The organism is Bradyrhizobium sp. AZCC 2230 (genome assembly GCF_036924495.1).
Classification (GTDB): Bacteria; Pseudomonadota; Alphaproteobacteria; order Rhizobiales; family Xanthobacteraceae; genus Bradyrhizobium; species Bradyrhizobium rifense.
The window spans coordinates 3,950,566-3,967,891 of record NZ_JAZHRS010000001.1; the positions used below are offsets into that span (position 1 = coordinate 3,950,566).

At 64.3% G+C, this 17,326-nt stretch carries 12 protein-coding genes; 2 read left to right on the forward strand and 10 right to left on the reverse strand.

Annotation, left to right across the window (positions count from 1 at the left end; all coding sequences use genetic code 11):
- Positions 1-93: 93 nt before the first annotated feature.
- Entirely contained in the window at positions 94-1,323 is a 1,230-nt protein-coding gene (locus tag V1280_RS18930) for a cytochrome P450 (protein WP_334527128.1), read from the reverse strand.
- A gap of 129 nt (positions 1,324-1,452) precedes the next feature.
- On the opposite strand from V1280_RS18930, the gene V1280_RS18935 reads away from it, so the two are divergent.
- Entirely contained in the window at positions 1,453-2,064 is a 612-nt protein-coding gene (locus tag V1280_RS18935) for a TetR/AcrR family transcriptional regulator (RefSeq protein ID WP_334527131.1), read from the forward strand.
- A 681-nt stretch (positions 2,065-2,745) separates the two neighbouring features.
- Here V1280_RS18935 and V1280_RS18940 read toward each other — a convergent pair.
- From V1280_RS18940 to V1280_RS18960, 5 genes are all read right to left on the reverse strand, one after another.
- Positions 2,746-4,182, reverse strand: coding sequence for an IS1182 family transposase (locus V1280_RS18940; RefSeq protein WP_334527134.1), 1,437 nt, complete (start codon positions 4,180-4,182; stop codon positions 2,746-2,748).
- Positions 4,183-4,359: 177 nt separating this feature from the next.
- Positions 4,360-4,521, reverse strand: a complete 162-nt coding sequence (locus V1280_RS18945) for a hypothetical protein (RefSeq protein WP_334527137.1) — start codon at positions 4,519-4,521, stop codon at positions 4,360-4,362.
- Between the two features lie 61 nt (positions 4,522-4,582).
- Complete coding sequence (locus V1280_RS18950; protein ID WP_334527140.1) at positions 4,583-7,168, reverse strand: EAL domain-containing protein; 2,586 nt, start codon at positions 7,166-7,168, stop codon at positions 4,583-4,585.
- Between the two features lie 157 nt (positions 7,169-7,325).
- A complete protein-coding gene (locus tag V1280_RS18955) occupies positions 7,326-8,618 on the reverse strand; it encodes an MFS transporter (protein ID WP_334527143.1) in 1,293 nt (430 codons plus the stop codon).
- Positions 8,619-8,708: 90 nt separating this feature from the next.
- A complete protein-coding gene (locus V1280_RS18960) occupies positions 8,709-11,099 on the reverse strand; it encodes a bifunctional diguanylate cyclase/phosphodiesterase (protein ID WP_334527146.1) in 2,391 nt (796 codons plus the stop codon).
- Positions 11,100-11,422: 323 nt separating this feature from the next.
- Between V1280_RS18960 and V1280_RS18965 the strand changes: the two genes are divergently transcribed.
- A complete protein-coding gene (locus V1280_RS18965; protein WP_334527149.1) occupies positions 11,423-12,589 on the forward strand; it encodes an ABC transporter substrate-binding protein in 1,167 nt (388 codons plus the stop codon).
- 6 nt (positions 12,590-12,595) lie between these two features.
- Here V1280_RS18965 and V1280_RS18970 read toward each other — a convergent pair whose 3' ends face one another.
- From V1280_RS18970 to V1280_RS18985, 4 genes are all read right to left on the reverse strand, one after another.
- Entirely contained in the window at positions 12,596-13,573 is a 978-nt protein-coding gene (locus tag V1280_RS18970) for a hydroxyacid dehydrogenase (RefSeq protein WP_334527152.1), read from the reverse strand.
- 12 nt (positions 13,574-13,585) lie between these two features.
- Positions 13,586-15,439, reverse strand: a complete 1,854-nt coding sequence (locus V1280_RS18975) for a TRAP transporter large permease (RefSeq protein ID WP_334527155.1) — start codon at positions 15,437-15,439, stop codon at positions 13,586-13,588.
- 37 nt (positions 15,440-15,476) lie between these two features.
- Complete coding sequence (locus V1280_RS18980; protein ID WP_334527158.1) at positions 15,477-16,508, reverse strand: TRAP transporter substrate-binding protein; 1,032 nt, start codon at positions 16,506-16,508, stop codon at positions 15,477-15,479.
- Positions 16,509-16,869: 361 nt separating this feature from the next.
- Positions 16,870-17,313, reverse strand: a complete 444-nt coding sequence (locus V1280_RS18985) for a DoxX family protein (RefSeq protein WP_148775812.1) — start codon at positions 17,311-17,313, stop codon at positions 16,870-16,872.
- Between the last annotated feature and the right edge of the window lie 13 nt (positions 17,314-17,326).

Below are 17,326 nucleotides of genomic sequence, written 5' to 3' on the forward strand. Positions count from 1 at the left end.
CCGGAACTGCCCCTTATATAAAGGGAAGTGTGGCGAAGTCACAGCGACTGTTGCGCACGGAGGTTAACGCGTCCAGGAATCACCAGCTCGCTATCACCAGCTTGCCGGCAGGTACCTCAGCCCACGCAGCACGAAGGTCGGCCGCCATGCCGGGTTTTCGACGTCGTCAATGCGCAGATCCGGCAGCCGCCGCAGCAGCGTCGCGATGGCGATCTCGGCCTCGATGCGCGCCAGTTGGGCCCCCAGGCAGAAATGGATGCCGCCGCCGAACGACAGCGGGCGGACGTTCGGCCGGGTGATGTCGAGCCTGTCAGGGTGATCAGGATAGACCGCCGGATCGTGATTGGCCGAGCCGAGCAGGCAGAGCACGGACTCGCCCTTCGGGATCCGCTTGCCGCCGAGATCGTCGATCTCCTCCAGCGTGACGCGGCCGGTCATCTGCACCGACGAATCGTAGCGCAGAAACTCCTCGATCGCGTTGGTGATCAGGTCCGGCCGCGCCTTCAGGAGCGCGAGCTGGTCGGGATTGCGGTGGAGCGCCAGCAGGCCGTTGCCGATCAGATTGACGGTGGTCTCGTGGCCGGCGCCGAACATCAGGATGATGTTGGCCGTCAGCTCCTCATTGGTGAGCTTGTTGCCGTCTTCCTCGGCCTGCACCAGCTGGGTGGTGAGATCGTCGGCGGGACTGCGGCGGCGCAACTCGAACAGCTGCTGGAAGTACATCTGAGCCATCATGTTGGCGGCGTTGCCCTTCGCGATCTCCTCGGGCGTCATCGGCACCGGATCGAGCAGTCGCCCGCCGTCGCGCGAGCTCTTGTAGAAGACCTCGCGATGCTCCTCGGGGATGCCGAGCATGTCGCAGATGATGGTCACAGGCAGGCGGAAGGCGAAATCCTCGATCAGGTCCATCTGGCCGCGGTCCTTCACCGCATCGATGGTCTGGTCGACGATCTCCTGAATGCGCGGCCGCATGTCCTCGACGCGGCGGGCGGTGAACGCCTTCACGACGAGGCCGCGCAGGCGGGTGTGGTCGGGCGGATCGGCCTGCAGCATCCAGTAGCTCATGCTGCGGAACACCGGCTCCTTCATGATCTCGGGGCCGTAGCGGCGCGTCGTGCGCTCGACGAAATCCTTGCCGAAGCGCTTGTCGCGCATGACGAGGCTGACATCGGCGTGACGGCTGGCGACGAACTGGCCGAACGGCGTCTCGTGGATCGGATCGACCGTGCGCAGCCGGTCGTAATGCGGATAGGGATTGCGAATGAAGTCCGGCGACAGCGGGTTGAACAGCGGATCGCCTGCGGGTTGCACTTGCTCGTTCATGGTGGACCTCGACATCGGTTGCCGCATGACACGATACGCGAGGCAGCCCCTGCCCTGCGTAACCATCCCTGTAGATTATCAACTCGATACATTGTTGTATCGAGTTGCATTCTGCCCTAAACTGGCCCGATGTCAAGGGTGAGAACCAGGCCGACCAGGGACGACACGCGCGACAGACTGTTCGAGGCAGCCGCGCGGATGTTCGAGCAAGACGGCATCGGCGGCGCCAGCATCGAGGCGATCGCGGCAGAGGCCGGCTTCACGCGCGGCGCGTTCTATTCGAACTTCGAAAGCAAAGACGAATTGATCTTCGCCATGCTCGAGAATCATGTCGAGCAATCGATCCGGCGCAATATGGAAATCCTCGCGCAGCACACAAATCTCGACGACTTCATTGCAGCGCTGAAGGCGATGGACCGCACCCGGCAGGATCCTCTCGGCCGCTCGCCGCTGCTGCACATGGAGATGATCCTGTTCGTCGCGCGTGCCGAGAAACGCCGGCCCGAGCTCGCCAAGCGGCTGCGCGCGCGGCGCAAGCTGATCGCCGACATCGTCGAGGCGACATTGAAGGACAACGCGAAGGGCGAGACGCTGAACCCGCCCTGGATGGCCTCTGTCGTGCTGGCGATGGAGGACGGATTTCGCCTACACCGGCTGATTGATCCGGAGACGACGCCGGCCGACAGTTTTTTGCGTGCGATCACGGATTTGCTGCGGAGGACGGGGTTGGCGTCGGAGTAGAGTGGCTTCAAAACATCAGCGAGCTGGCTTACCCGAGGGCAGACGTCAAGCGGCGTGAACAGAAGGCCACAGGCAGCCGCAACCTCGCTGCCAAAAGTGCATGTGCATGCTCGTCGATCATATGCCGCGCCGAATGACGCGCCACGCCAAAAGACCGGCGAAGAGGAGCGAAAGCGAGCAGAAGGCAAGAGTTCCCCATATGCGAGTGTTAGGGTGTGTCTCATTCAGCCATACCAGCCCACCCAAGCAGAGGCTCGCCGGGATAGCACACGCCTGTGTCGCAACGTACTGACGGCGCAATGCGCGCGGCGCGCGGGAGCTCCAGATGAACTCTTCAACTTCGAACCTGAGGGACATCGGTTCCTCTGGTTGATATGGATGCTGCTTGGCGACCTCTGCCATCACTGTTTGAAATCCCCACCCGGCAACACCAATCAAGCAAGCGGCAAGTAAGACCAACAGCAGCGACACCTTGCTTCTCCAACTTACGAAATGACCAGGCGCATATTGTTCCTAACGGTCAGCTAACGAGTCAGGCCGTGTGAAAATCCCGCAACTTGGGGCGCGCTTTGGCGCATTTCGCACCGCCTAGCTTCTAATTCGGTGGAATCGACTCCCTGTCATCTCAGTGGCAACCAGGAGCGTCATATAGACGCTGATTTGGTCGCGCAGAGTCCGGCCTCACGCCCGCATCGCCTCCAGCAATCCGCCTACGCCCACGATCATCATCACGCGCTTCATGTTGTAGGCGAGCACGTTGAGCGCCATTTCGGTGGCCACCTTTGGCAGCTTTTTCGTGAGAAAGTGCGTTGCCCCCATCCAACACTTCATCGTGCCGAACGGATGCTCCACTGTCTGACGGCGAACCCTCATTGCATTGGGGTTGTGGTCAAGCCGATTCTGAACTTTCTCCAGAACGACCTCGTGCTCCCAGCGTGAGATGCGGCGCTCGGGGCCTGTCGTGCACTGAGCTTTTAGCGCGCAGGTTTTGCAGGCGCTTGTCCAATAGCGGCGCAGTGTCTTTCCGTCCTCTACGTTCGTATAGTGATAAGTTAGCCGCTCGCCGGCGGGACAGCGATAGACATCGTCGGCGGCGACATAGACGAAGTCCTGTTTGCCGAAGCGGCCAGCAGCTTTGGCGCCCGAAGTCATCGGCTTCGGCAACGTCACCGTGATGTCGGCTTCCTCGCAGGCCCTGATCTCCTCACCATCGTAATAGCCGCGGTCTGCCACGACTTCGAGCGCCTCGACAGCCATCTCGCCGCGCGCCTGTCCGGCCATGTTGGCGAGTTGGTGGCGATCGGTGCCCACGTTAGTCACCTCGTGAGCCACGATGAGATGATGCTGCGTATCAACCGCAATTTGCACGTTGTAGCCAACGATGCCGGTGTCCTTGCCACTGGTCGCCATCGAGCGTGCGTCAGGATCGGTCAGCGAGATCTGCTTGTCCTCGCTCTTCATCATCTCCGCATTGATCGCATTGAGCCGGACAATCTCCTCCTTGAGCTTCTCGATCTTTCCATTCAATCGCTCAACCTTCGCCTCCGGCACCGCATCGCCGTGTCGATCGGCGGTCTCGAGCTGTGAGAGATACCGGGCGATGCTCTCGTCGATCCGCTCCAGACGCCGCTTCATCTTCGCCTCGGTGAAGTTCTTGTCCCGCGCATTGACGGCCTTGAACTTCGATCCATCGATGGCGACGCTCGCTGCAACAAGCAGATCAAGCTTGCGGCACAGCGCGACGAACTCGCGGCAGACCTCACGAATGGCCTTGCCATTGTCCTTGCGGAAATCCGCGATGGTCTTGAAGTCCGGCGTCAACTGCCCGGTCAACCAGATCATCTCGATATTGCGCTGGCATTCCCGCTCCAGGCGCCGGCTCGACGGAACCCGATTAAGATAGCCGTAGATGTACAGCTTGAGCATAACACCGGGGTGATAGCTGGGTCGGCCGGTATCGAGGGGCTGGACACCGACAAACCCGAGCTTATCGAGATCGAGACCGTCGACGAACACGTCGACCGCACGCACCGGGTTATCCTCGGTTACATAATCGTCGAGCGATGCCGGAAACATCGTGCTCTGCCCGCGATCCAACCCTTCAACAAAGCGCTTCATCAGATGCCCCGCAAAGTCACCGGGAATCTTATCGTGCGAATCACGGAAAACAGAGCGTTTTCACACGGCCTGGAGTGTAGGCTGACGTTAGCCTAACCACGATCGTCTTTTCGTAACGATCCGCAGGACGCAGCGGAGCCGCGGCGTCCTGCGATGACAACATCCCATTGCCCGTCGTCAGCGCGATGCCGTGCTGAGGTTCTCGCCGAAGAACTTCCAGGTCTTGCCGTCGAACTTCGCCAGCTTGAACGTGTCGTAAGTGGAATAGTCGGTTGGCGACACCGAGACATTGATTCCGGGAAGGCGTAACGGCAGCGAGACCAGCGATCCGGCCGCCACGCTGATCGCGTAGCGTCCAGGAGCGCTCGCTATCCATGGCAAGCAGAGGCCTTAGAGCCGCCTACGCCGATCGCTTCACCGCAACCACATCGACCGGCTTGACATCGAGCCGGCCCAGCATCGCCCTCGCCTGCTCGGCGCAGTGCTCGATCAACCAGCGCTCGAAGGCGACCGGCGCGAGCGCGGGGGCATAGAGGAAGCCCTGCACGACGTCGCAGCCGAGCTCGGCCAGCATCTTGCGCTGGCCTTCGGTCTCGACGCCTTCGGCGACGACGGTCATGCCGAGGCCCTGGCCGACGCGCACCACGGCGGTGGCGATCGCGAGTGCGCCCGCGTCCTTCTCGATGTCGCGCATAAAACTGCGGTCGATCTTGAGCTCGCGGATCGGCAGATGCGCGAGGCGGCTGAGGCTCGAATAGCCGGTGCCGAAATCGTCCACGGACAGGCCGATGCCGAGCGCGCGGATCGCGTGCATCGTCTCCAGCGCGGCGGCGCCGTCCTGCATGAAGGTGCCTTCGGTGATCTCCAGCATCAGCGCATCCGGCGGCAATTGGTACTCGGCGAGAACGTCCTCGAGCCGCGCGGCCAGCGTGACGTTGCGGAAATTGATCGGCGACAAATTCACCGAGACGGAGGGTATGTTGAGCCCGGCGCGGCGCCAGCTTGCCATCTGCCGGCAGGCCTCGCGCACCGACCACAGACCGATCTGCTCGATCAGGCCGCATTCTTCGGCGAGCGGAATGAATTTTGCCGGCGAGACGTCACCGAGCGCGGCGTCATGCCAGCGCGCCAGCGCCTCGACGCCGTGGATGGCGCCGTCGCAACTGCGGATCTGCGGCTGGTAGCTGAGGCTCAGCGCATTGTCGGCGATGGCGCCGCGGAGTGCCGCGATCATCGCCAGCCGCTGCTCGGTCAGTCCGTTCATCTCGGCGCTGAACATGCGATGGGTCGAGCGGCCCGCCTGCTTGGCCATGTACATGGCGGCATCGGCCTGCTGCATCAGCGTGTCGATGTCGGTGGCGTGGTCGGGATAGAGGCTGATGCCGATGCTGGCCGACATCGGCATCAGCTTCGATCCGAGCCGCAGCGGCGCGGCGAGCGCCTGGGAGACGTCGGCCGCGACGCGCTCGGCGCTCTCGGCGTTGCGATTCGGCAGCAGGATGACGAACTCGTCGCCGCCGAGCCGGCCCAGCATGTCCTCGGGACCGATCTGCTCGCGCAAACGCTGCGCGAGCTGAATCAGCAGTTCGTCGCCCGCGGCGTGGCCGAGCGTGTCGTTGACGTCCTTGAAATGGTCGACGTCGAGGAAAGCGAGCGCAACGTGGCTGCCGTTCGGACAGGCGGCGATCGCGGTGGTGATCAGGTGCCGCAATTGCGCGCGATTGGGCAGGCCGGTGAGGATGTCGTGATAGGCGAGCCGCGCGATCTCGGCGCGCGCTTCCTTGCGCTCGATCGCGAAAGCGCCGAGGTTGACGCAGGCGTCGACGATACGCCGGTGCCAATTGCTCGGCGCACGCTGCTCACGGAAGTAGAACGCGAAGGTGGCGATCACGCGACCGTCCTTGGCCTTGATCGGCGTCGACCAGCAGGCGCGCAAGCCGACTTCGAGCGGCATGGCCTTGTAGGGCTGCCAGCGCGGATCGGTATCGATATCTTCGGCCAGAACCGGCTCGCCGTAATAGGCCGCAGTTCCGCAGGAGCCGACGTCAGGGCCGATCGCCACGCCGTCGAGCGCGCGCGAGTAATCCTCTGGCAGGCTCGGACCGCCGAGTGGATGGACAAGCCCCGAAGCATCGACATGGAGCAGCGAGCAGACGACATCGGGCGCGATCTCTTCGACACGGCGGCACAGCCGGTCGGCGATCTCGGTGATCGGCACCTCGTCGGCGAGCGCGCTCATGATGAGCTGCTGGAGCGAACGCAGCTGCCTGGTTTCGGTGATGTCCTCGAGCAGCGCGAAGATGTGCTTGACCCGGCCCTTCTTGTCGCGGAAGGCGTCGATCCGGGCACACACCCAGATCTCCTCGCCGTTCTTGTCGTAAGCGAGCGCCTCGACCTCGCCGCGCCGGCCCCCTTGCATCAGGCGCTTGACGAGCTTCGCGACGGCGTTGCGATCGGTATGGCGACCGGCAAGGAGCTCGGCCGCGCGGCGGCCCTCGGCTTCGTCGCTGGTGTAGCCGAACAGCGCCGTGAAGGCGGCATTGACGTAGCGGATATTCTGCTCGACGTCGGTGACGATCACGACGCGATTGGTCTGGTCTGAGACCGCGTTAAGCAGCCCGATCCTGACGCGGCGCTCAGCATCGGCCGTGACGTCGCGCGCGAACACGATGTGATGGGTTGCGCCGTCGATCGTCGCCGATGACAGCGCGATCGTCGCCTTGATCCGGCTGCCATCGCGCCGCACCAGGCTGATCTCATCGCGAAAATTCGCGACCGGATCGGCCTGAAGGCATCTCAGCGAGAGGATTTCGGCATCGCGGCCAAGCACGTCAGCGCGCGCAAGCTTCCAGACCCGCTCCGCGCCGGCGTTGAAATGCGTGATGCGATGCGCGCTATCGACAATGACGATGCCGTCGTCGGCGCATTCGAGCGCCGCCCGCAGCACATCCGGCATTTCGGTCACTGGGAAGTCGGAGGCAGACATCGTTGGGCTCGGCAGCATCAGGACAATGCGGCAATCGGCCCCAGGCTAATGCTCCGATGGTGTCCAAGACGTTTTTGCAACCGGCTCGCGCTGCGCCAAGCCGCGACATGCTTAACATTCCGCGAAAGATGCTGAGGTAATCCGGTGCAGAAGGAACCTATTTTGTAGCCTGAAGCTTGTGCAGCCGGCCAGCCACGGCCCGCACCTTGCCCGGCGAGGCTTGCCAGATCGACAGTGCCGACAGGAGGCTTACGACGACGGCGATGGCAAAGGCGAGCGTGTAGTCGCCGACGCGATCGTAGAGCAGGCCGGTCACCCACGGACCGGCCGCGCCACCCGCCAATGCGGCAAGCATGATCATGCCGAAAATGCCGCCCTGGTGGCGGCCCCCGAAAATCTCGAACACCACCGCGCCCATGATCGAGGTGAGGCCGTAACCGAGCGCGCCTTGCGTGAACACCATCAGCCAGACCAGCCAGAACGAGGGTTGGAACTTCAGCGCCATCAGCGCCGCGAAGCAGATCGCAAAGCCGGCGCAGCTGATGGCCCACACCCATTCCCGCCCGATCCGGTCGGAGATATGGCCGAGGAAAATCTGGCCGGGAATGCCGAGCAGGCTGACGGCGCCGAGCGCCCAGACCGCAACGCTTGGGCTGAAGCCGATGTCGAGCAGGAATTTGGTTTGGTGCACCTGCACCGCGTACCAGATGTACAAGCCGCAGAAATAGCCGAGCGCGATCCACCAGAAGCGCGCCGTCGCAACCGCGCGCTTCAGCGTCCAGTCGGTGGCGGCCCAGACGGGATCGACGATGTTGGAGACCGGCTTTGCGCCGCCCGCGGCCGGCGCCGCGTCGCCGTCGGGCTGGAGGCCGATGTCTTCGGGGCGCTTGTGCAGCAGCAGATTGATCGGCGCCAGCACGATCAGGATCATCAGGCCCATCGCGGTGCAGGCGGTGCGCCAGCCGGTCTGCTCGATCAAGTGCTGCACCCATGGCAGCAGCGTCACCGAACCGATGCCGACCCCGGCAAAGGCAATGCCGATGGCAAAGCCGCGCTTGCGGATGAACCAGTTCGGCAGGAACAGCGATTGGCCGGAATAGCCGAGACACACCGAGCCGGCGCCGACCATGACGCCGATCGTCAGATAGAGATGCCATGGCTGGCTGGTGAGCGGCGCGAGCAGCAGGCCGCCGGCCATCAGCAACACGCCAAGCTCCATCACGGCGCGCGGCCCGGCGCGATCCATCAGCCGTCCGATCAGTGGGCTGGCAACAGCGGACGCAACGAACCCGAAGGAGAAGGCGCCTGCGGTGACGCCGCGCTGCCAGCCGAATTCAGAGAGAATGGGCGGATAGAACAGCGAGAAGGCGGTGCGCGCGTTGACCCCGATGGCCATGGTGACAAAGGTCACCGCGACCACGACCCAGCCGTAGAAGAACGGAAGCCGCATTATTACTTATTTCATCCCTGGACGATCACTACCGATCATCCGGGACTGCCTGGGTCAAGCGATTTTCGTGCGTACCGCTTGGCCGAGCGCTCAGGCGGCGTCGCGCTGCGAACGCTCGGTGGACTCGTCGAGCTCGATCTGGTCGACCGGCAGCGGGCGGCCGAACAGATAGCCTTGCACAAAGTTGACGTCGAGCGCCTTCAGCCGCTCGAACTCCTCAGCCGTCTCGACGCCCTCGGCGGTGACCGACATGTCGAGCCCGCGCGCCAGCGTCACGATCGAGGAGATGATCGCAGAGCTGCGCGGCTGGTGCGTAAGGTTGCGGATGAACGATTTGTCGATCTTGATCTTGTCGAATGGAAACGCGGTGAGATAGCTCAACGAGGAATAGCCGGTGCCGAAATCGTCGAGCGCAAGCTCGATGCCGATGTGCTTGAGCCGCTCCATGAAGGCATGGTTCTCGGCACCGCGCTCCAGCAGCACGGATTCGGTGATCTCGATCTCGAGCCGTTGCGGCGACAGGCCGGAGTCCCGCAAGGCCGCACAGATGACGTCGAACAGATCGGCTTCCTTGAACTGGATCGGCGACAGGTTCACCGCGACCATCAGATCGGACGGCCAGTTTGCTGCATCCGCGCAGGCGCGACGCAGCACGAATTCGCCGAGCGGCACGATCAGCCCGGTCTCCTCGGCGAGCCCGATGAACTGATCCGGCGGGATCAAGCCGCGGGCCGGATGCCGCCAGCGCACCAGCGCCTCGAACCCGCGCCGCGCGCCTGTGGTGGCATCCATGAACGGCTGGTAGTGCACCTCGAGCTGGCAGCGCGCGATGGCGTCGCGCAGATCGCCCTCCAGCGTGTTGCGTGCCTCGAGCTCGGCCGACATCGCCTCGTCGTAGATGGTGAAGCAGTTGCGGCCCGCCGATTTCGAGCGGTAGAGCGCCAGGTCGGCCTTCTTCAGCAGCTGCTCCTGGTCGCGGCCGTGATCCGGCGCGATCGCGATGCCGATGCTGGTCCCGATCTCGACGCGATGGCCGGGCAACAGGAACGGCTCGGCCACGAGCTTGGCGATCCGCGCCGCCAGTTCGGTCGAGCAGGCGCGCTGGTCCTCGCAGCCTTCCTGGATGATGGCGAATTCGTCGCCGCCGAGCCGCGCCAGCACGTCGGTGGCGCGCACCGCGGATTTCAGCCGCTGCGCCACCAGCCGCAGCAGCGCATCGCCAGCACCATGACCGAGGGAATCGTTGACGTTCTTGAAGCGATCGAGATCGAGCATCAGGATCGAGAAGGTCGGACCGTGGTCCTTCAGCTGGCTGTTGAGCTCGTCGAGCCGGGCAAGGAAAAAGGCGCGGTTCGGCAGTCCGGTCAGGACGTCGGTCTGCGCAAGCTCGAGCACGCGGCGGTTGGCCAGCGACAGCCGCCGCGAGTTGCGGCTGGCGAGCATCAAATAAGTCGCCAGCGACAGCGTCAGCAGCATGCCGACCATCAGCACGGCGCCGGCGCGATCGTAACTCGTCTCCAGCGCGCCGCCGGCCGTCGGCATGGCACGTACCTGCCAATCGGTGTCGCCGATCCTGAGATGGCCGGCCCAGTGTCGCCCCCGCGCGACGTCGCGCATCGACTGCGGAGATGAGGACGCAGAGGAATAGTCCGGCAGCGTCTCCTCGAGACTGACGATGCGTCCCGTGAAGGGCGGATAGACGTTGACGCTGACCGCAGGGTTTGCCCCGGTCGTCACGCGAATGGCCTGCATCAGCAGCGGCAGATCGAACGCGCCGACGACGTAGCCCGCGAGGTTGCGGCGACGGTCCGCGACCGTGTCGCGCGAGGTGCCCTTGGCATAGACCGGCACGGAGACGATCACGTCGGGCTGGCGGCCGGTCTCACGCTCGGCGTAGAGGCGCGCGCGAATCGCAACGATGCGGTCGTTGTCGCGCGCGCGTTCGAGCGCAACGCGACGTTCGGGAACACTGTTGTGATCCATGCCGTAGACCGACGAGGTCTTCGGCTGGGTCGAGTAGAAGACGGGAAAATATTCGTCGCTCTGGGGCGCAATCGCGAAAGTCTCGTCCTGGAGCGACCTGATATGATAGCCGGAGATACCGTCCGTCATCGCAGCGGCCTCGTACTCGGCGCGCTCCTTGCGGTTGACGCGCGGCAGCCAGGCGATGCGCAGCATGCCGGGATGACGCTCGAACAACCGGGCGCTGAAAGTCTCGAACTCGCTGCGGGTGATTTCCTCGCTGGTCGACTCGAACAGGGTCCGCAACGCGACGAGCCGGCTGATATATTCGCTCATGCCGTGCTGCATGACGATGGATTCGGTCTCGGCCGCGTTCTCGAACTCGATCCTGTTGACGCGGTCTTCCCAGCGCGCCACCGCAGCGGCGCCCGCGATCGAGAACAGCAGGCCGACGGCAGCCGCCACGAGCGCAGGGCGATAGAGGCCGAGCAGCGGCGCAACGCGCCACCGTCCAGTCATACGCCTTCGATCCTGATCATTCTGATCGCGATCGCCCATCTTGATTCCGCACGTCCCCTCGGCGCGGCGGCCGAACTTAGGGTTGAGCCACCGTGGCGACTATCGGACAAGGATCGGGGTTAAGAACTGCACAATATTGGAACCAACCCGGCCCGCATTGCGAGGCGTAGTTAACGATTGACCTGCGCATTCCCGGCAATGTGGTAGCCAATTGCTGGATTACCCGGAATCCTACGGACCGCTCTCCCCGCGCCGGTTAGCGCCCTGTTCAGCCTGCGGACCTATCATTGCCACACCCTTTCCTGCATCCGGCGAGCTCTCTCATGAAACGATCGCGCGCACCGACATGCATCGCGCTTGCCGCCGCGCTGCTGGCGGCGGCGACGCTGACGGCCAGAGGCGACGAGGTCGGCGTCAGCGAGGACGCGATCCTGTTCGGCCAGGCCGCGGCGCTCGAAGGTCCCTCCTCCGTGCTCGGTCAACAGATGCGACAAGGCATCGTCGCCGCGTTCACCGAGATCAATGCCAAGGGCGGCATCCGGGGCCGCAAGCTCCAGCTCGTCAGCCGCGACGACGGCTACGACCCCGATCGCTCAGTGGCGCAGACGCTGCGGCTGATCGAGGATGACAAAGTGTTCGCGCTGATCGGCGCGGTCGGCACCCCGACCGCAATGGCGACCATCCCGATCACGAGCGCCCGCGACGTTCCCTTCATCGGACCGGTCAGCGGCGCCGAATTCCTGCGCGACCTCGAACTGGCCAATGTCGTAAACATCCGCGCGAGCTACGGCGCGGAGTCGGAGACGCTCATCAAGCATCTCACCGAGGATCGCCACTTCACCCGGATCGCCATTTTCTACCAGGACGATTCCTTTGGCCGCGACGGCCTCACCGGCGTGAAGAACGCGCTCGCCAAGCGCGGCCTCGAGCTCGCCGCTGAAGGCACCTTCGAGCGCAACACCCGCGCGGTCGGCGCGGCCTGGCGCACCATCAAGCGCGCCGAGCCCGAGGCGATCGTCATGGTCGGCACTTACGGTCCGAGCGCCGAGTTCATCAAGCTCGCGCACCGCAGCGGCCTCTCACCGACCTTCGTCAACATCTCCTTCGTCGGCGCCACCGCGCTCGCCAAGGAGCTCGGCTCCGACGGCGAAGGCGTCGTGGTCGCGCAGGTCGTGCCGTTTCCCTGGGATCGCTCGATCAAGCTCGTCGCCGACTACCAGGCGGCGCAGAAGGCGATTGATCCGACGCTGACGCCGGATTTCGTGTCGCTCGAAGGCTATCTCTGCGGTCGCCTGGCGGCGGCCGCCCTCGAAAATCTCGGACCGAACCCGACACGCGCGGGGCTGCTGCGCACCATCAACGACATCGGCCGCTTCGACATCAGCGGCAGCGTCGTCACCGTCGGCTTTCGCGCCATCGAGACGCCGCCAAAGGTGTTCCTGACGGTGATCCAGAAAGACGGGACGTTCAGGGCGATCGACCGGCTCTAGGGCGCCTCAAGGCCGCCGCGTCCAGCGGTCGGCGTTGACGGCGCCCTGCGGGGCCTCGCCCTTGATGATGGCGTCGACCTGCCGGACCGTTTCCAGCGACTGATACTCGATCGCCTGCGGCGTCAGCCCGCCGACATGCGGCGTGGCGACGACATTGGAAAGCTTCGCCAGCTCCGGCGTCGGCATCTGGTCGGGGGCGCGGCCGACATCCATCGCAGCACCGGCAATGCGGTTCTCCAGCAGGGCCTTCGCCAGCGCGGCCTCGTCGACGAGATTGCCGCGCGAGAGATTGATGAAGACGGCATGCTTCTGCATGCGCGCCAGCGCCGCCTCGTCGATCAGCTTCTCCGTCTGCTCGTTGGCAATTGCGAGGCAGACCACGTAGTCCGATGCCGCCAGCAGCTCGTCGAGACCGACCTGTTTGATCGCGCTGTCGCTGACATCAGCGAAGGGATCGGCGACCAGCACCTTCATGCGCATCACCTTGGCGATCTCGGCGAGGTAACGACCGATGCTGCCATAGCCGATGATGCCGATTGTGCTGCCGGCGAGCTGACGGCCCGTCCGCGCCTCCGGCTTGCGGCCGGCATGGAAGTCGGCTGTGGCCCGCGACACGCCGCGCGACAGGTCGACCATGAAGCCGATCGCGAGCTCGGCGACCGCCTGCACGAAGCCGGGACCGGCGCGCGTCACCAGCACGCCGGCCGTTGATGCGGCATCGACGTCGACGTTGCGGATGTCGACGGCACAGCGAACGAAGGCTCGGAGATTCGGCAATTGCGCAAATATCTCGCCGCGCCCTTCCGTCATGCGATCGGCGACGATGATGTCGGCGTCCTTTGCCGCATTCACGAGGCCTGCGGAATCGAGCGCCTGATCACCCTCGTGCAGGATCACGTCCGCAACCGCCCGCAGGCCGTTCAGGCTGCGATCGCCGTAATAATTGCGGCGCATCTCCGGCGTGTGGGCCAGCAGGACTTTCACAGCAACACTCCCTTAATAACCGAACGCGCGCGGCAACGCGGTCGAGAGCCATGGCACGAAGGCGATGACGAGCAGGCAGAGGAACAACAGGCCGAGATAGCCCAGGATCGGCTTCACCGTCTGCTCGATCGGCACATTGCCGATCAGGCAGGCGCCATAGAGCCCAAGCCCGAGCGGCGGAGCGAACAGGCCGACGCCCATCGCGATCACCAGCACCACGCCGAAATGTAGGGGATCGATCCCTAGCTGCACCGCCACGGGAAGAAGCAGCGGCCCGAAGATGATGAGCGCGGCCGCGCCTTCCAGCACCGAGCCCATCACGATCAGCACGGCGATCGCGAGCAGGATGAACAGCCAGGTGCCGCTCGTCTTGGACAGTCCCAGCATGAAGTCGCCGACCGCGTGCGGCACCTGCTGCAAGGTCAGCGTGAACGCCAGCGATTGCGCGGCGGCGACGATGAACAGCACCAGCCCCGCGCGCGTCGCCGCCTGAACGAAACTATGCGTCGCCGATCTGAAGCTGAGCTCGCGGAACACGACGCTCCCGACGATGAGCGCATAGGCCGCGGCAAAGGCGGAAATTTCGGTTGCCGTGGCAAAGCCGCTCTTGAAGCCGAAGAAGATCATGAAGATCAGGCCGAACGAAGCGATTGCGCCGCTCCACAGGCCCGAGACCGGCATCTGCGGCTCGACCTCCTCGGCGTCCGCCGGCGTCTTGCCGAAGATGATCGAGAAGGCGATCAGCACCGCCGCCATCAGCGCCGCCGGCAGCAGCCCTGCCATGAACAGGCCGCCGATCGACAGGTTCGCGACGAAGCCGAGGATGATCAGGTTGATGCAGGGCGGAATCGTTTCCGCCATCACCGCGGACGCCGCGAGCAGGGCCACCGCACTGCCCGGATTCTGCTTCGAGCGGCGCGCCGCCGGAATCAGCACGGAGCCGACGGCCGCGACATCGGCCATCTTCGAACCCGAGATGCCCGAGAACAGCACCATCGAGGCCACCATCACGACGTTCAGGCCGCCGCGCATGCGGCCGACTCCGCGCTGCAGCAGCTCGATCAGTCGCACCGACATGCCGTTGGCTTCCATGAGGTAGCCGACGAGGATGAAGAACGGAATCGCGAGCAGCACGAAATTGTCGATCCCGCGCGCCATCTGCTGGGCGAAGATGACGCCGGGCATCGCGCCCTCGACCCAGATGAAGATCAGCGCGGCCAGCGCCAGCGCAAAACCGATCGGCAAGCCGCCGAACAGCGTGGCGAAGAAACCGATCAGCATCAGCACGCCCGCCGACGGCACCGAGGACGGCGACAGATAATCCCAGGCGAGATAGAGCACCGTCACGACGGCGACCGCAACGAGGCCCCTGACGATCTCAGGCAGCGGTCGCGCGCAGAGATGGTCGATCGCGAACACCGTCATGAACAGCGCGCCGACGCCCATCGGATAGAAGGTCAATTCCAGCGGCAAGCCCGAGCCGGTGGTCTGCCCCGCCGTCAACGAGCCCAGCTTGATGGCGTTATAGGCGACGTAGCCGGAGATCAGCACGACGAGCACGGCGCTGGCGGCGTCGACCAGGGTACGCAGCCGCAGCGCCAGCAGATCGCGAAAGAAGGATACGCCGACATTCTCGCCGCGCGCAAGCGCACTTGCCGCGCCGAAGAAGGCAGAGCCAACCATCAATCCGCGCGCGACGTCATCGGACCATTCGACCGGCGCGTTGAAGCAGAAGCGCAGCAGCACGGATCCGCAGACGACCGCGAGATCGGCGGCCAGAAGGATGGCCGCGATCGTGTCGCTCAGGCGAAGCAGAAGGGCGATGCTCCCGTGGCGACCGCCCGAGAGCGGCACGGCTTCTGTCATTGTCAAATCAGATTTGGCCAACCCGGATTTGGCCATCTCAGGCTTGCGTCGAACGAATGATGTCGATGACGGCCTTGGACTCCGGCCGTGCCTTGATGAAGTTCTCGGTCTGCGGCGCCACGCGCTTCTTGAACGCCTCGCGGTCGCATTGGGCCACCGTCACGCCCTTCTCGGTCAGAGCCGCCAGCGCTTCCTTCTCGACTGCGAGCCCATGGGTCCGCGTGTCGGCCGCGGCCTTCTTCGCGGCGTCGAGAAAGCCCTCGCGCAGCTTCGGATCCATGCGATTGAAGGTCGTGTCGCTGAAATAGACCGCGAGCGGCGAGAAATTGTGCTGCGTCAGCGCATAGAACTTCGCGGTTTCGAAGAACTTGCTGGCGAGGATTGTCGGCGGATCGTGCTCGAGGCCATCGAGCACGCCGGCCTGCAACGCCGTGTAGATTTCGCCGAACGCCAGCGGTGTGGCCGCAGCCCCCATCAGCCGCAGACATTCGGTGATGACGGGATTCGGCAGGGTGCGGATCTTGAGACCGGCGAGATCCTCCGGCGTCTTCACCGGCTTCTTCGCAAACACGCTGCGCGAGCCGAAATTATAGGCCCAGGCGATGATGCGGATGTTGCTGCCCTTGAGCAGCGCGTCCTCGATCGGCTTGGCGGCGCCGGCGTCGAACGCCTTGGTCTGCTGCGGGAAGCTCGAGAACAGGAAGCCGAGGTCGTAGGTGCCGACCAGTGGCACCAGATTGGCCGAGATCGACGAGCCCGACACCATGAGGTCGATGACGCCGAGCTTCACCGAATTGATGACGTCGATTTCCTGACCGAGCTGGTTATCCGGGAAGAAGGCGACCTCGACCTGCTCGCCGAGCCCGTTGCCCTTCAAATTCTTAACGAGGTTGTCGTAGTAGACGCGGCCGTTGGCGAATTTGGGATCGTTCGGCAGCGAGGAGGAGCATTTCAGCTTCAGCGTCGCGGCTTCGGCACGGCCGATGATGGCGGGAGAGAGCACGAGGCCGGCGGTCACGGCCGTCGACGACTTGATGAACGTGCGACGGCTGACGGGAACGATGGTCATGGTGTCTCTCCCCAGTATTTTTTGTTCGCGGCCACGGTCGTAGCCACAGCCTGTTGCACGGACTGTATGGCCAAAGCGACGACGCAGGCAAGCGTTGCGGCCTGCGCAGCCGAGACGGGACGAGAGCAAGGCGCGCCGGCAGAGACCGCAGCGGAATGCCTATATTTGCCGATGTTCTCGATCATGCCGCATCGCGACCGAACGGCGGGCTATGCAGATTGCGCAGATCGATCCAATTCGGGTATGGATCAATGCCGAACGCAGATTGATGGGCTTTTGGCTGGTCACTGCGCGTTGGCACGCAACAAAGAGCTGCGGGACCGTGATCCCGCAGCTCTCACGTTTCAATGATGCGACGATGTCAGCGCGACGACGCGACGCTCAACTGTCCGCTCGCCGCCTCGACGTCGCGTGAAGGCCGCAGCGCGAAGGCGCCATCGCCGAGCAGCGCCTGCGCGACCAGCGCGATCACCCAGAACGCGGGATATTCCCAGCCACCCTTGGGATTTGTGAAGAAGAACCCGGCGGCACCGTGCACGGTGAAGATCGCGCCGAGCAGGATCGGGATGCCGGCCAGCGCGGCATAGCGGGTCCAGACGCCGAGGATCAGGGCGATGCCGCTCAGGACTTCGACGGTCATCACGAGGTAGGCGAGCTCGGGCGGGAAGCCGAGGCTGCCGAAGAATTTTGCGGTGCCGGCCGGGGTGAAGACGAACAGTTTCAGGCTGGCATGGGCCAGGAAGAGCGCGCCCAGCGTCACGCGCAGCACCAGCGCGGCGTAAGGAGCGGTACGGGAATCGATCATGGCGGTCTCCATT

Excerpts from the sequence above, each read along its gene's own strand:
- V1280_RS18965 (WP_334527149.1), top strand. The coding sequence starts at position 11,423 with ATGAAACGATCGCGCGCACCGACATGCATCGCGCTTGCCGCCGCGCTG.
- V1280_RS18960 (WP_334527146.1), bottom strand. The coding sequence starts at position 11,099 with ATGACTGGACGGTGGCGCGTTGCGCCGCTGCTCGGCCTCTATCGCCCT.
- V1280_RS18935 (WP_334527131.1), top strand. The coding sequence starts at position 1,453 with ATGTCAAGGGTGAGAACCAGGCCGACCAGGGACGACACGCGCGACAGA.
- V1280_RS18940 (WP_334527134.1), bottom strand. The coding sequence starts at position 4,182 with ATGAAGCGCTTTGTTGAAGGGTTGGATCGCGGGCAGAGCACGATGTTT.
- V1280_RS18985 (WP_148775812.1), bottom strand. The coding sequence starts at position 17,313 with ATGATCGATTCCCGTACCGCTCCTTACGCCGCGCTGGTGCTGCGCGTG.
- V1280_RS18975 (WP_334527155.1), bottom strand. The coding sequence starts at position 15,439 with ATGACAGAAGCCGTGCCGCTCTCGGGCGGTCGCCACGGGAGCATCGCC.
- V1280_RS18950 (WP_334527140.1), bottom strand. The coding sequence starts at position 7,168 with ATGTCTGCCTCCGACTTCCCAGTGACCGAAATGCCGGATGTGCTGCGG.
- V1280_RS18955 (WP_334527143.1), bottom strand. The coding sequence starts at position 8,618 with ATGCGGCTTCCGTTCTTCTACGGCTGGGTCGTGGTCGCGGTGACCTTT.
- V1280_RS18980 (WP_334527158.1), bottom strand. The coding sequence starts at position 16,508 with ATGACCATCGTTCCCGTCAGCCGTCGCACGTTCATCAAGTCGTCGACG.
- V1280_RS18930 (WP_334527128.1), bottom strand. The coding sequence starts at position 1,323 with ATGAACGAGCAAGTGCAACCCGCAGGCGATCCGCTGTTCAACCCGCTG.